Below are 13,738 nucleotides of genomic sequence, written 5' to 3'. Positions count from 1 at the left end.
AAGCCGAACGCACGGGCGCGGGCGGTTCGGATCAATTTTTTCTCGACTCGATCTGCCGCTCGAAACAGAAGCGGATGATCCGCTGCCGATCCTTCTCGGAGATCGTCTTGTAGCGCAGCATGCAGATCTTGCGGGTCTCCATCGTCTGTTCGCGGATGACCTCGCCGGTGAACCGGATGTGCTCGATCTTGCCGCGATGGGGAACGAGCAGCCAGCAGGCCACTTCCTGCTCGGCCTCGAACGCCGTATCCTTGTCGGACAGGAAGGACAGGCCGCCGCCGCCGACGTCGTCCGTCCGGGTAACGAAGTACCGCCCGCTCGGGAGCTTGACCGACAGCTCCAAATCGGCCGCCACCCGAAGGAAGCTGCGGCGCTGGATCTTGGCGATCTCCTCGATCGCGGGCTTGCGGATGAGCACGAGGCGGATGACATCCTCGCGGAAGCCGATGACCTCGGTGGTGAAATAATGCTTGAAGCCGTCCTGCGTCACGAAGTAGGCCGACAGCTCGTCCCCCTCCATGAGGCGCTTGAGCCGGCCGGTCTTCTCGTTGATGGGAATCTCGATGGCCATCTGGCCCTCGGAAATATCGGCGATCCGGGACTTGTACTCCTGGCTGGCTTCCGCTTCGTCGATGGAATTGACTTGCATGTAGAGAACCTGATTAATGCTTGGAAGCAACCCCCGCACCTCCCGAATGGTGCGGCCCGCAAGGCGCGGACCGCATACAGGGAGATTATAGCATGAGGTTGCTTCGCTGAATATCAGGAAATCATTCTCGGCCGAGAACCGGGTTAAGCTCCCGCGCCGTCGTGCAGGTTGATAACTTTCTCCTCGTAGCCGTTCTCGCTGTTGATGAATACCCTGTACATCTGCCCGTTGGCCTTGCCGAAGAATTCGTGGCAGCGGACCTGCTCTCCGAGCTCGTTCTCGATAAGCGCCTCGCGCGTGGACAACACCTGAAAGCTCGGGGCCAGCTCCTTGCGGGCTTCTTTCTCGGTAAGCTTCGGCTTTCCGAAGGAACGGTCCTTCTTCTCGAAATGGTAGTTGGCCGCCCGCATATCCGTCACCTGCCCGTCGTCGAGAGCCACGTTCAGCATCACCGCTTCCGGGTAAACCAGCACGCCCTGATGCTCCTGGGCGAAGGTCAAGGCGGCCGTCCGCTGGTACTCGTCGTAATTGATCAGCTTCATGTTGGCGAAGCCATGCTCTTCCAGGAACTCCTTGGCCGCATCCTGCGCGCCCTTGGCGTCGAGCACCTTCGTGCCGATGCTGCGGGGACGCATGAACTGCAGGAGATGACCGCCCTTTTTCGAATAATCGAGGGTCAGTTCTTCATTTTTGCCGGTGGGATAGGACACGGTGTACGAGTTGAATTCCGTGCCCGGTCCGTTCTCGGTGATGGTAAGGGATGAGCTGTTCGGCAGTCCCAGGAACTTCTCGGCGATCTTGCGGACTTCTTCCGCGCTCATTTCTTTGCCCGGAAGCTTGTTCAGGTCTCTTCGTTCCGCCGTTTTCATGACGTCGGGACCGAAATCCAAATCGCTGTACCCTTCGGCCTTCTTGTTGAGGGTCTTGAATCCGTCGATGATCACGTTGTCCTGGTTCTCTTTCTGGCTGGCGAGGGCGGCCTCGACATCCATCCAGCGCAGATTTTGGGTCAGGATGGTGTTCTGCACTTGACTCAATTCCTTGTCGATGTCCTTGGTGCATTCGTACAGCGAGAGGAGCGTCTTCTTTTCCCCATCGGTAAGCGGCTTGGCGTCCAGGTCGCGAATCGAAGTCTGGTAGGAGAACTTCGACAGCCGGTGCAAGAGCTCCTGGGTCTTGTCAAACGGCAGCATCGTCAGCGGCAGCTGGGTGATGTTCGTCTTGGCCTGATTGGTAATTCTCCAGAGATTGATCATTTCGCGGCGGTAATACCCCTGCTTGGACGGATTGACGGCAAGCATCCCGCCCAGCTCCTGCTGCAGCTGGCCCACATTGTGCGAGAGGTCGTGAAAGGAACGCTGGTACTGGTTTTCGGCTTTGATGAGAATGGTGTTCTTCTCGGTGTTCACCTGATACCCCCACACGCCGAGGCCGACGGCGGCGAGCACGGCGATCGGCATTACGACCGCGCTGATGGTTTTGTACATGCGAATCATGCTCCCTTCCTGCGCATTCTTTCCTCCCGCATAGGTTTCTTCCGTCGAATCCGCTTTATGCAAAACGGTCCAAAAACCGCCGCCAGCACAAAAAAAAGAGCTCGCCTGCGGCAAGCCCTCATTCCAGCTCTTCGATATCCAGCTCCCTGTCGTTGTCGCACAGGCAGCGTTTGAAGCCGGTGTCGATCCGGCCCTTCGACCGGACGCCCTTCAAAACGTAATTCTCGCCGCATCGGCGGCAGCGGATCCGCACTTTGACGCGTGCTGTCATGGCATACCCTCCATGGAGTCATATACCCTACAGTATGGCTGTCAGGCGCGCAGATTAAACTCCTCGTCCACCGCCACTCGGAGCGGAGAGGCCATGTTGGCGTTCTTGATTTTCCACAGCGACCAGCTCCACAGCAGGACCATGAACGGGACGATGAACCAGACGGTATGGGAGTTGTAATCCGTTAAGATGAAGTCGAATATGCCGTGATACAGAATCGGCAGCAGGAGCGAGAAGGCCAGCGTCTTTCGGGCCGGGCCGGGCTGAAACTTCGCTTTTCCGAGATAGTAGCCCATAAAAATTCCGAAGAGGGCGTGACCCGAGACCGGCAGAAGCGCCCGGATCATAATCTGCGAGAAGGTCGTGTAATTGACGAGAGCATACATGATGTTCTCGACCGTGGCATAGCCGAGCGACACGGCGGCCGCATAGACGATGCCGTCGTACGGCTCGTCGAATTCGACGTGCTTGTAGATCAGCACGTACAGGATCAGCCACTTCACCGCCTCTTCCATACCGGCGGAATAGACGAAAGAGAACAGGAACGTATTATCGCCGAACCCGAGCACGAACGAGCGCTGCAGCACCATCAAGGGAAAGACGGCGAGCGCGCCGCAGAGAAACATCCGCAGCACCAGCTTGATCGGTTCGGACTCGTAGCGGTCTTTGAGGTACAGATAAGCCAACAGGGCGCAGCCGGGAGCCGCGGCGGCGGCAATCAGGGAAAGTGCCATTCGCATATAACCTCATTCTTTAAAATACCTCTATTATACCGTGTATTCCGCCGCCGTGCTATTCTTCTCCGTTCCCCGTCGGCCGCGACGGCGCGGAAATATCGAAAAACGCCGCTTTTTCCCGGCAAAACAGCACGCTCGCTCGACCGCGGTGGCCCCTGCGGTTCTTTTCCACGCGAATGCTTGTGCGCGTCTGTCCCCCCTCCTCCGGTTTGCCGTGTTCGATGGCGAGAATCCCGTCGGCCGTCTGCCCGATCACTTCCCGCATCGGCGCATCCTGGACGGACTCGGAGACCGCCGTCATGATAACGGCATTCCATTCGCGCGACCATTCCTTCAGCTGATACAGCACATAATGGGCCGGCTGGCGAACCTCCCCCTTGCGCAAGGCCGCATACACCAACCGCTGAAAAGGGTCCATGAACACGATCGGCGGCTTGCCCGCCTGGAGCGCAATCTTCTCGACGTACTCGCAAATGTCGGCGAGCTCCGTGCCGAGGCTCGCCTCCAGCGTCCACTGCAGCTTGCTGATGCGGTCAATGCTTTGGTTCGCTTCCTCGATGCGATCCGGCTCGATCTCCCCTTCGAGCACCTCCCAAGCCGGGACTCCCAGTACACGGGAGACACTCTTCGCCCACAGCTCGAACGGGGTCAAATCCCAGGAGACGTACACCACCGGATGTCCGGCAGCCGACATGCCGTCGGCCATCTGCTTCATCAAGGTGCTCTTGCCGCTGTTCATGCCGCCCCGCAGGAGATACAGGCCTCTCGCGAGGCCCCCGCCGAGAATCTGGTCAAGGCCGGCGATGCCGGTCCTGGCCTTGCCTTCCGGCTCGCTGCGGCGCTTGTCGTACTCTTCGCGGAAGACGGTAAGGTATTTATGATCCGATGCGATGGAGGCCTTGATGGCATCGTCCACCGCCTCTTGGAGAATGGCGCGGAACTCCTCCAGAGGATGCTCCTTGCGCACGAACAGCTCGTTGACGGTTCTCACCTTCTCCGGCAGGCGCAGGCGGTAGATTTCGCTCGCTTTTTCCTTCAGGATCGCCTCGATGCGCACGCTCTCCCTTCTCCCCGCTTCATCGTTGCTGAGGCAGAGGAAGACCCGTTTGCCGGCGAAGCGCTCGGCATGGGATTCTTTGAAGATCAGCGAGTTGGGCAGGCAAACCGCAGGCAGCTCGGCTTGAATGAGGGTCAGGGCATCCAGCATGTCCGAGACCAGCACGACCTCCTCCGAATCCATCAGGGCCTTTTCGTTGAACAGGAAATCTTCAACCCCGTACAGGGATTTATACAACGGATCGCGGTTATCGAGCGCCCGTCCGACGAGATCGACGATCACCCCCTCGGGGCTGACGAGGGGAACGATGAGGCGGTCCTCGAAATAGTCCGAGAGGCCGTTCTCCCGGATATAAAAGCCGAAGCGGCCGGATTCGAAGCCGATCCGAAATTCTTCGGCAGTCTGTTCCTCAATTCCGCGCTCCTCCAAAAAGCGTTCCGCCTGCCGGTCGAGTTGCCGGTGGTAATGCTCCGTAAGCTGCTCCAGGTCGTAGTTGGGATGATCCGCGAGCTCGCGGATGGGCTTCAGGCTCGGCATGATCGTTTCCTCCTTATCGGTGAAATGGCGCGCTTCTTGCACGCGACTTCTTACCCAAAACCGCCCCATGCGAAAAAGCCCCCGAACCCGTTCGGCGGGATCGAAGGCTTTATGGCGTTAGGGGAACGTGCGAGCGGATCAATGAAAATGGGCGCACAGCACGCCGACGGCGTCTTCGGCGATGACGGTCTTGCCGTATTCCGCGAGGACCGCCTGGGTGACGGAGGTCGCTTCCCCGTATTCGGATAAGATAGCGATAAGGGCTTGATATTTCGGTTCATTCTCGTCGAAGTCGGGCGTATCGAACAACAGAACGTATCGATCCTGGTAGGAGTAGAGGGTTCCGCCCGGGTTCCATCCCGACTGGATGACATTGGCCATGCGAATGAGGTCCTCCAGATCGCGGAACGCGTAAGCGATCACGTCGCTGTGCTCCAGGGTTACTTCCATTTCGTACCCGTCTTCGTCTTCGAAGCGGTCTTCCTCCCGCTCGTCGTTCTTGCTGCGCGTCACGATGACGACCATACCCTGAGCCGGAAGCGCGAACACTTCGACCGCCAGAGGACCGCTTGCATCAAAGCCGAGCTCGGAGTAAGCCTGCTCCATCATCTCGCTGAACAGCTCGTGAACCTTCGGTACTTCCCGCCACATATCGTCCTTCTTGATTCCACGCTCCGTCAAATCATCGAATGTAAGGAAAATCCTTATTTTATCGGCACCGAGTCGTTCTATTTTCATACAGGATCCTCCTTTTCCTTCATGCTTTGGGGGATGGCCGAACGAATGTCTCTTTCTACAGATTATGAAATCCGGTGGCAATGGTGCTGGCATACACACAAGCTTTCTATCTGAATAAGTCTATTATATCATGCCGCATTCCGGTTTGGAAAATGAGTTGAGGAGTCCCTAAAGCCGAAGCGGACCAACTGTTACAACTTATTAAACCCGCAACGGAAAAATAACACAATTCCCCGTTTGGAATTGTGTTATTTGAGGGTATAAGAACGGGTGCGCCCATAGCCATCGCTAAGGCTGCACCCGTTCCGCCCCGGGCCGGCAATCGGAGCTTCGAACTTAATGAAGCTCCTCCGCCGACCGGTTGTTTTCCCGCAGGATTTCGCTCACCTGAGCCTTGACGGCCGGATCGCGGTTCACCAGATCGCCGACCTGGCCCATTCCCTTGCCTTCTTGAGCGTGCTCCTTATCCGCCGAACTGCGGTTGAAGATGACCTGCCCCATCGCTTTGCCTGCGCTGCTGCCGACGCCGGCCATGCTGGGAACGATCCGGGAAAGCTTCCCTCCCTGCATCATGTAACGGGTAGCAAGGACGCCGACAACCGTGCCGACGAGAAATCCGCTTAAACGCATATGCCTCTGCCTCCTTTGATGTGTAAAGACTACACAGCTAGCATTTACCGGAAGGAATGACCTATGCGAGTGAATTAAAGGAAAGGGGAGTCCGGCCAACGAAATCGGCGCCAAAGCATCCGCTCGCGGCACGAAGATGGTTCCCCCGGCGGAAACCCGTTGCACCGACTTGTGGTATAATGACGAAACGAACCGAAAAATCGACAAAGGTGATTCCCATGAAAAAACCGCTTATGGCGTTAAGCTCCGCCGCCCTCATCGCACTCGCGCTATCGGCATGCGGTGCGCGGGAGACTTCAGGAGAAGTGTCCTCACCTTCGGCTGCGGCCGGATCGACGCCTCCGGCCTCCATCGCACCGTCGACCGCACCGACCGCAACGCCGAGTCCGTCCGTCGCAGCGACTCCTTCTCCCTCTCCTTCCCCGGCGCAAACCGCGGATTACCGGCTGAACAAGAACTACGACGTCGTGCCGATTCGGGAGGACGGCAACAAAAAGGTGATTCTGCTTACCTTCGACGACGGTCCGAAAGCGGAGGAGACGCTGATGCCCCTCCTCGACACGCTTGATCAGCATAAGGCTAAGGCGATCTTCTTTGTGAACGGCTATCGGATCAAAGAACACCCTGAGCTGCTCAAGGTCATTCACGAGCGGGGACAGGTGATCGGCAATCATTCGTACGATCACATTCATCTGAGCGAAGAATCAAACTCCTCCATCGATTATCAGATCGACACCGTGCAGAAACAGGTCGAGGAACTGATCGGCAGCGCCCCGGTGTTCATGCGGCCGCCGAACGGCTTGTCCAACGAATACCTGCTCGCCAAGCTGAAGAAGGAAGGCATTCTGCGGATGAATTGGTCGAACGGCTCGCTCGACTGGACGATGAAGACCAGCACCCCCGATAAGCATGCGAAGATCATCAAGAACGTCATGGACCAGCTCCATTCGGGCTCGAACATTCTGATGCATGAGACGGCCTGGACGGCGGAGGCGCTCGACGATCTGCTGACGAAGCTGGAAGCCAAGGGCTACAGCTTCCTCGATCCGAACCGGATTGAAATCCCGCAGCCGACGAACTGAGTCCTGAGACCTAATGCTATTCGTTTTCACTTACTCACCCAAAAAGCTCCGGCCCCTCGACGAACGAGGCGGCCGGAGCTTTTGCTTTAAACTTGCCGCGAGCTCTGTCGGTCATTCGGAAGAACCGGATGACTTGGCATAGCGGATCAGACAGCCCATGATGAAGTCGATCAGGAAGTGCGCGATGACCGGCGTCCACAGCGTTCCGGTATGAACATAACTCCATCCGAGTCCATAGCTGATGCCAAAGACCAGTCCGGTCATCAGCCAATGCTGAAGATAACGGACGTGGATCGCCGCAAACAGAATGCTCGTCCAATAGGGGCCGAACCATTGCTGGACGGCTCCGCGGAACAGGATTTCCTCGCAGAAGGCTACGACGAGGCAGATGAGGGCGATATGCCAGAGCGGGCGATTGGCAAACAGCATTTCATTGACTCCGCCGTCCTCGGAGATGTCTTCCTTGACGAGCCGGGACACGAGCATATCCGCAGCGATTACGGCCGCCGCCAGCCCCGCTCCCCAGAGCAGCATGGCGGGCAGCTTGAGCGGAAACAGGGTCCAGAACGCATTTTTCTGAAGGAGCGTCAGCCCGGAGCCGACCAAGAAGGTCAGCAGTTGGGTAATGTACAGGTTGATCAGCAGCAGCCGCTCGTCTATCTCGTCGATCGACATGCTTTTCAGCTTGATCTTACGAATATCCCATTTCTTCATGCCTAGTCTACCCTACAATGTCGAAAGATGTATTCCCATTTTCCGTTTATTCTCCTATACTGGAAGAAAAAACAGAAGGTGCTCCCCTTGAGAAAACAATGGTCCCGAACGGAATACGCATTCGTCATGTCCTTTATTTTTATGTTGGTTTGCGTGGCCGTGGCTTTCTTTTACGGCTTCTTGGCCGGCACCGACAAAGCGGAAGCCAAATACAAAACGCTGCTGGCCGACAAGGATAAAGTCCGCTCCGAAGCCGGAGCGTATGATCAGTCGAGTCTCGCTTCCTATTACCATCTGGCCTATCTTCCCTATGAGGATTTCCGTACGGCCTGGTTCGACGGTTTGGCCGCCCTGGATAATGCGGCGACGAGCAAGGAGACGGGCGCCATTCTCGCCGAGCTCCGCAAGCAGGCGGACAGCTCCTATGAACGCGCGGCGGAAGGCTCCATGCCGGCAAACTCTCCGCTCTTGCAGGATGCCCAGAAGGACCTGCTCAAGAGCTTGAAGCTCTTCTCGCAAGAGCTGGCCGATTATGAGGGCAGCACCGCGCTGCAGAGCGGGACGAAGCTTGCGTCGGTCTTGGACAAGGACGCCGGCTTGACCGAAGCCAAGCGGTTCGCGCTGACGGCCCAGGAGGAGTATTACTCCGCCATTCTGGAGTGGAACAAAACCCAGGTGCCCGAGCTTAAGCATTCCGATCTGCTTGGCGAGAAGGTCCTTTCGCTTAAGAGCTGGAACAGCCTCAGCTTGAACCAGAAGAACCAATACCTGGCGAAGCTGTTGGCCGATGGGCCGCTCTTCTCCAATTATGCGCCACAGGACCTCGCCGCGCAAATCGATATGCTGGTATCGGACGGGCACTCGTCGAAGATGAAGCTGAATTCCGTCCAGGATGCGGTCGAAATTCTCAGCGCGACCGGTGCGGTTCGCCCGGAGGATTTCACTCGTCTCAAGGCCAAGCGCTACTCCAAGGAAATTCTGCCGCTCATCCCGTTCTTCTCCTAAACAGGACGAACATTAAGATGATGATTATGTCGAATCATTCGGTTATTTGCTGAAAACCAGGCTATTTCGCCCTGATCAATGAATTTTTATTTCGTTTCTCCGTATTGACACCCTTACATCAACGTGATAAAGTATGGAAAAATCGATGTTCGCAAGAGCGATGACGGAAGGAAACGTCTGGAGCTTCCCAGAGAACCGGCGGTTGGTGCGAGCCGGTGTGGCGAAGGGCGTGGAGCAATCCCGAGCTGCGGAGTTGAACCCTTAAGTAAACTCCGCCGGTAAGACACCGTTACCTGTCTGGGTCTGATTCAGACCGTGAGGCCTTTCTGCGCGAGCAGAAACGGCAAACCAAGGGTGGCACCGCGAAGTTGAGCTCTCGTCCCTTCACATGGAAGATTTCCGTTTCCGTGTGAGGACGGGAGCTTTTTTGACAGGCCGGCATTTAACCATGTTGAGGAGGGGTAACAAGATGTTTAAGGTATTGGTTTCGGATCCGATCAGCGACCTGGGGATTCAGCAGCTTCACGACGCGACAGACGTGCAGGTGGACAAGAAGACGGGCCTCAGCGAGGACGAACTCGTCGCCATTATCGGCGAATACGATGCCCTGCTCGTCCGCAGCCAGACGAAGGTGACCGAGAAGATCATGGCGGCGGCTCCCCGCCTTAAGGTGATTGGCCGGGCCGGAGTCGGAGTGGACAACATCAACCTGGAAGCCGCCACCCAAAAGGGAATCGTGGTCGTCAACGCGCCGGACGGCAACACCATCGCCACCGCCGAGTTGTCCTTCGCCATGATGATGGCCACCGCCCGGATGATCCCGCAGGCGTACAAGAAGACGACCGGCGGCGTGTGGGACCGGAAGACCTTCGTCGGAGTCGAGCTGCGGGGCAAGACGCTGGGCATTATCGGCATGGGCCGCATCGGCAGCGAAGTGGCCAAACGGGCCAAAGCCTTCGGCATGAGCGTGCTCGGGTACGATCCGTATCTGACCGAGGAGCGCGCCGAGAAGCTGGGCGTCACCGCCGCCACGGTGGAGGACATCGTCGAGCAGGCTGACTTCATTACCGTTCATACTCCGCTGACCAACGATACGCGCAACATCCTCGACCGCGAGCAGTTCGCCAAGATGAAGCGCGGCGTGCGCATCATCAACTGCGCCCGCGGCGGCATCGTCAACGAGGAAGCGCTGGTGGCCGCAGTCGAGGAAGGCATCGTAGCGGGCGCCGCCTTCGACGTGTTCACCCAGGAGCCGCTGCCGGCCGATCATCCCTTTGCGAAGCATCCGAACATCATCGTGACCCCCCATCTCGGTGCCTCCACGGTGGAAGCGCAGGAGAATGTCGCCATCGACGTGTCGGAAGAGGTGCTCAACATTCTCCGCGACCAGCCCTATAAGAACGCGGTCAACATGCCTCCGGTTCCGGCGGTCGTGCTCAACAAGCTTCAGCCCTTCTTCAAGCTCGGCGAGAAGCTCGGTCTGTTCGTCGCCCGCATGGCGGAAGCGCCGGTGACGGATGTCGTCGTCACTTACTCGGGCGAGCTGATGGAGCTCGACACGAATCCGCTCACCCGGTATGTCGTAAAGGGTGTTCTAACGGCGCACCTCGGGAACGAGGTCAATCTCGTCAACGCCACGCACTTGGCCAAATCCCGCGGCGTCAACGTCCTCGTTCAGAAGACGGCCACCGCGGACAATTATAAGAACCTCGTCACCGTCACGCTGAAGACGAAGGCCGGTGAGCTGACGCTGGCCGGTACGCTGCTCGCGGGCTACGGCGAACGGATCGTCAAGGTCAACGACTACCCGGTGGATATCGCACCGGAAGGGACCCTCTTGCTGATCTCGCACACCGACAAGCCCGGGCTCATCGGCAAGGTCGGAACCCTGCTCGGCACGCGGGATGTCAACATCGCCTCCATGCAGGTCGGGCGCAAGGACGTCGGCGGACGCGCCATCATGGTGCTGACCGTCGACAAGCACGCCGACAAGCCGGTGCTTGATGAACTGGAGAAACTGGATGATATTGACAAAGTTAAAGAATTGACGCTCTAAAGAAGCTCGGTTTGTTTCACGGGCAACAAGATTTCCTTCCCCTAAGCGGCAGGAAAGCCAATCGTTCGCTACTCCGTACAAGGTGAAACAAAAGCGGGACCTGGAAAAGGTCCCGCTTTTTGTCTATCTTCGGCTATTGAAGCGCAAAGGCATCGCTTGCCCGCTTACTTAAGCGGAACGATGAGCGTGAACGTTGTTCCCTTGCCCAGCGTGCTGCGAACCTCGATAACTCCCTTGTGCAGCTCGGCGATGTTGCGGGCGATGGCAAGTCCCAGGCCGGTTCCGCCCGTGCTTCCCCGCTTGCGCGCTTTGTCGGCCTTGTAAAACCGCTCGAACACATAAGGAAGGTCGTCGGCGGGAATGCCTTCCCCTTCATCCTCCACTTCCAGGGTGAGGGCCGGCTCCCCTTTGAGCAGAGCCGGGTACGATCGAAGCCGAATCGCCGCACCCGACGGAGTATGCCGGATGGCATTGTCGATCAGGTTGGTCAGCACCTGTTCCAGCCGGTCTTCGTCGCCGCGGATCTGAATCTCCGCGTTCGGGGTGAACGCCAGCGCCAGCTCGATGCCCTTGTCCCGGCAAAGCGCCGCGAATTTCCGCTGCATGCGGGCGAGCAGCTGGTGAGCGCCGATTTCGCGGAAATGCATCTCCATGTGCCCGGTCTCCAGGCGGGACAGGTCGAGCAGGTCGCGGACCAGCCGGCCCATGCGAAGCGACTCGTCGTAAATGACCTGGGCGAGCTCCTTGCGCTCCTCCGGCGTGCCGGGGATGTCGTCGACGAGCGCTTCGCTGTATCCCTGCAGCATGGAGAGCGGCGTTCGCAGCTCGTGGGACACGTTGGCGACGAAGTCGGTCTTCATCTTCTCGGCGCGGTATTCCTCCGTTACGTCCCGCATCACCACGACGGCTCCCCGCACCGTCTCGCCGGAATACAACGGAGCCATCACCGCAGACCAGACCTCCTTCTCCACATGGAGGCGGGCGGCGATTTCCTTGGTGCCCTCCGTGGCCGACTGGAACAGCGGGCGAAGCGGGCCGGGAATCACATTCTCCGGCTCTTCGAAAGCTTCTTCCTCTTCCGGCTCATCGGACTGGTACCGGGACCAATCGGCGAGCAGCTTCTCCCCGTTCGGGTTGAGGAAGATGATCCGGCCGTCGGTATCGAACGAGATGACCGCGTCCGCCATGCTGCGCAGCACGCTCGCCAGGTTGTCCTTTTGCAGCTGCAGGTCCCGGATCGTGGAGTCGAGCTGCCGGGCCATCAGGTTGAAGGTGGTGCCCAGCTCGCCGATCTCGTCCCGGGAGTGAATGACCACCCGCCGCTTGTAATCCCCGGTTCGGATGTTCTCGGCCGCCTTCTGCAGCTCGATCAAGGGCCGGTTGATCCGGGTGATGAGGAAGAAGCCGAACGACGTGGTCAGCAGAAAGCCGACGATGCAGACGTAGACGAAGATTCGTTTAACGTAGGATTGCAGGTCCTCGATGCTCTTCTTCGACTGATAGAGCACGAGGCTGTGCGTCAAGGTATCGCCATCCTGCACCATGGCGGGAACGGTGACGAGCAGGTACCCCGCCCCCTCTTCGCCCGGCGGCCGATAGCTCGCCTTGATTCGGTCGCCGCTTCGAATCGCCTGCTGCTCCCCCTTGCTGAATACCTGATCCGCGGGAACGGACGAGCCGCCGAACGCGAGCAGGCTCTCTCCCATCGGTTTGCTAAGCTCGAGGACCGCAACCCCCGCGTCCTCCGCCGACAGGATTTCCCCGGCGCTTTCCGCGAAGGCCGGGTCGCCGCCGTGCTCGCGGTACAGGTCGGCCAGCTTCTCCGCCGTGTTCAGAAGCGAGCCCGACTGATCGGGAAAGCTCGTATCGATGTAACGAAAAAGAAACAAGCCCAGGATGATCAACACCACAGCCACCAGTGCGATGATGGTCATCCAGAGCTTGCCGACGACGCTCCTGAACAGGAGCATTATTTGGGAACCTCCAGCTTGTAGCCGACTCCCCAGACGGTGGTAATCATGGCGGCGGCGTCCGGAGAAACCTTGTTCAGCTTTTCGCGCAGTCGCTTGACGTGGGTGTCCACCGTGCGGAGATCGCCGAAGAATTCGTAGTTCCATACGTCCTTCAGCAGTTCCTCGCGGGAGAATACCTTGTCCGGCGAGACCGCCAAATAATGCAGCAGCTCGTATTCCTTCGGGGTCAGGGCAATCTCCTGCCCGCCCGCCGTCACGCGGTGGGCGTCGTGCTCGATCAGCAGATGAGGGAATACGATATTATTGCTGGAATTGCCTCCCTTGGAGAGGTAGGCGGTTGCCGAGGAACGGCGAAGGATGGCCTTGACCCGATAGATGACTTCGCGGGGACTGAAGGGCTTGACCACATAATCGTCGGTTCCCGCCTCGAAGCCCTGCACCCGGTTTGATTCCTCTCCCTTGGCGGTCAGCATGATCACGGGCGTCGCCTTAAACTGGCGAAGCCGTGCGCACACCTCCAGGCCATCCATTCCCGGCAGCATCAAATCGAGCAGAATGAGATCATAGTCGTGGTCGATGGCCTTTTGCAGGGCGGTCTCCCCGTCCTCCGCCTCATCGATGGCATAGCCTTCCTTCTCCAGGTACATGCGAAGCAGCCGGCGAATCCGCTCTTCGTCGTCCACGACCAATATGCTTTCGTTCATCTCTGCCATAAAAAAGCTCCTTCCAAACCGTCCGGGTGAAATGTCTGAGGTTTCCCCGTTCCAGGAGCCTTGTCCAAAGCCGCCGGCCG

The 13,738-nt window shown here is 58.3% G+C and carries 13 protein-coding genes and 1 other annotated feature; of the genes, 3 read left to right on the top strand and 10 right to left on the bottom strand.

Annotated elements, in window-relative coordinates:
• Positions 1–31: 31 nt before the first annotated feature.
• The 7 genes from ACSEXS_RS06330 to ACSEXS_RS06300 all read right to left on the bottom strand — a co-directional run bounded on the left by ACSEXS_RS06330 (position 32) and on the right by ACSEXS_RS06300 (position 6,115).
• Positions 32–688 carry a flagellar brake protein gene (locus ACSEXS_RS06330; RefSeq protein WP_438432316.1) on the bottom strand — a complete coding sequence of 219 codons (657 nt, stop codon included), beginning with the start codon at positions 686–688 and terminating at the stop codon, positions 32–34.
• A gap of 104 nt (positions 689–792) precedes the next feature.
• Positions 793–2,136, bottom strand: coding sequence for a germination protein YpeB (gene ypeB / locus ACSEXS_RS06325; RefSeq protein WP_438432315.1), 1,344 nt, complete (start codon positions 2,134–2,136; stop codon positions 793–795).
• A 127-nt stretch (positions 2,137–2,263) separates the two neighbouring features.
• A complete protein-coding gene (locus ACSEXS_RS06320) occupies positions 2,264–2,416 on the bottom strand; it encodes a hypothetical protein (RefSeq protein ID WP_438432314.1) in 153 nt (50 codons plus the stop codon).
• A gap of 41 nt (positions 2,417–2,457) precedes the next feature.
• Positions 2,458–3,150: a glutamic-type intramembrane protease PrsW gene (prsW, locus tag ACSEXS_RS06315; RefSeq protein ID WP_438432313.1), complete on the bottom strand. Its 693-nt coding sequence runs from the start codon at positions 3,148–3,150 to the stop codon at positions 2,458–2,460.
• Positions 3,151–3,208: 58 nt separating this feature from the next.
• A complete protein-coding gene (locus ACSEXS_RS06310) occupies positions 3,209–4,747 on the bottom strand; it encodes a DnaB-like helicase C-terminal domain-containing protein (protein WP_438432312.1) in 1,539 nt (512 codons plus the stop codon).
• 138 nt (positions 4,748–4,885) lie between these two features.
• The gene (locus ACSEXS_RS06305; RefSeq protein WP_438432311.1) at positions 4,886–5,485 is read right to left on the bottom strand and encodes a genetic competence negative regulator; all 600 of its coding nucleotides are present in this window, start codon (positions 5,483–5,485) and stop codon (positions 4,886–4,888) included.
• A 336-nt stretch (positions 5,486–5,821) separates the two neighbouring features.
• Positions 5,822–6,115, bottom strand: coding sequence for a hypothetical protein (locus ACSEXS_RS06300; RefSeq protein WP_438432310.1), 294 nt, complete (start codon positions 6,113–6,115; stop codon positions 5,822–5,824).
• Positions 6,116–6,333: 218 nt separating this feature from the next.
• Here ACSEXS_RS06300 and ACSEXS_RS06295 point away from each other — a divergent pair, with 218 nt between their 5' ends.
• Positions 6,334–7,197, top strand: a complete 864-nt coding sequence (locus ACSEXS_RS06295; RefSeq protein WP_438432309.1) for a polysaccharide deacetylase family protein — start codon at positions 6,334–6,336, stop codon at positions 7,195–7,197.
• Between the two features lie 111 nt (positions 7,198–7,308).
• On the opposite strand, the gene ACSEXS_RS06290 is transcribed toward ACSEXS_RS06295, so the two are convergent.
• Positions 7,309–7,911 (bottom strand): CPBP family intramembrane glutamic endopeptidase, encoded by a 603-nt coding sequence (locus ACSEXS_RS06290; RefSeq protein ID WP_438432308.1) that lies wholly within the window; start codon positions 7,909–7,911, stop codon positions 7,309–7,311.
• An 87-nt stretch (positions 7,912–7,998) separates the two neighbouring features.
• Between ACSEXS_RS06290 and ACSEXS_RS06285 the strand changes: the two genes are divergently transcribed.
• On the top strand, positions 7,999–8,916 hold the full coding sequence (locus ACSEXS_RS06285) for a hypothetical protein (protein WP_438432307.1): 918 nt from the start codon (positions 7,999–8,001) through the stop codon (positions 8,914–8,916).
• Positions 8,917–9,067: 151 nt separating this feature from the next.
• Positions 9,068–9,303 (top strand) — a binding site (T-box leader).
• Between the two features lie 82 nt (positions 9,304–9,385).
• The gene (gene serA / locus ACSEXS_RS06280; RefSeq protein WP_438432306.1) at positions 9,386–10,972 is read left to right on the top strand and encodes a phosphoglycerate dehydrogenase; all 1,587 of its coding nucleotides are present in this window, start codon (positions 9,386–9,388) and stop codon (positions 10,970–10,972) included.
• 164 nt (positions 10,973–11,136) lie between these two features.
• Here the strand turns inward: serA and ACSEXS_RS06275 are convergent, their stop codons facing one another.
• The gene (locus ACSEXS_RS06275) at positions 11,137–12,942 is read right to left on the bottom strand and encodes a HAMP domain-containing sensor histidine kinase (protein ID WP_438432305.1); all 1,806 of its coding nucleotides are present in this window, start codon (positions 12,940–12,942) and stop codon (positions 11,137–11,139) included.
• A complete protein-coding gene (locus ACSEXS_RS06270; protein WP_438432304.1) occupies positions 12,942–13,658 on the bottom strand; it encodes a response regulator transcription factor in 717 nt (238 codons plus the stop codon). Before ACSEXS_RS06270 ends, ACSEXS_RS06275 begins: the two co-directional genes overlap by 1 nt.
• Positions 13,659–13,738 lie beyond the last annotated feature (80 nt).

Source organism: Gorillibacterium terrae (assembly GCF_051594785.1).
Lineage (GTDB): Bacteria > Bacillota > Bacilli > Paenibacillales > NBRC-103111 > Gorillibacterium.
The sequence above is the reverse complement of the archived record's forward strand: the minus strand, read 5'-3'. Positions and strand labels throughout refer to the sequence as shown.

Bases quoted from the DNA above. Each gene is read 5' to 3' on its own strand.
- ypeB (WP_438432315.1), bottom strand. From the start codon at position 2,136: ATGTACAAAACCATCAGCGCGGTCGTAATGCCGATCGCCGTGCTCGCC.
- ACSEXS_RS06320 (WP_438432314.1), bottom strand. From the start codon at position 2,416: ATGACAGCACGCGTCAAAGTGCGGATCCGCTGCCGCCGATGCGGCGAG.
- prsW (WP_438432313.1), bottom strand. From the start codon at position 3,150: ATGGCACTTTCCCTGATTGCCGCCGCCGCGGCTCCCGGCTGCGCCCTG.
- ACSEXS_RS06310 (WP_438432312.1), bottom strand. From the start codon at position 4,747: ATGCCGAGCCTGAAGCCCATCCGCGAGCTCGCGGATCATCCCAACTAC.
- ACSEXS_RS06305 (WP_438432311.1), bottom strand. From the start codon at position 5,485: ATGAAAATAGAACGACTCGGTGCCGATAAAATAAGGATTTTCCTTACA.
- ACSEXS_RS06300 (WP_438432310.1), bottom strand. From the start codon at position 6,115: ATGCGTTTAAGCGGATTTCTCGTCGGCACGGTTGTCGGCGTCCTTGCT.
- ACSEXS_RS06295 (WP_438432309.1), top strand. From the start codon at position 6,334: ATGAAAAAACCGCTTATGGCGTTAAGCTCCGCCGCCCTCATCGCACTC.
- ACSEXS_RS06290 (WP_438432308.1), bottom strand. From the start codon at position 7,911: ATGAAGAAATGGGATATTCGTAAGATCAAGCTGAAAAGCATGTCGATC.
- serA (WP_438432306.1), top strand. From the start codon at position 9,386: ATGTTTAAGGTATTGGTTTCGGATCCGATCAGCGACCTGGGGATTCAG.
- ACSEXS_RS06275 (WP_438432305.1), bottom strand. From the start codon at position 12,942: ATGCTCCTGTTCAGGAGCGTCGTCGGCAAGCTCTGGATGACCATCATC.
- ACSEXS_RS06270 (WP_438432304.1), bottom strand. From the start codon at position 13,658: ATGGCAGAGATGAACGAAAGCATATTGGTCGTGGACGACGAAGAGCGG.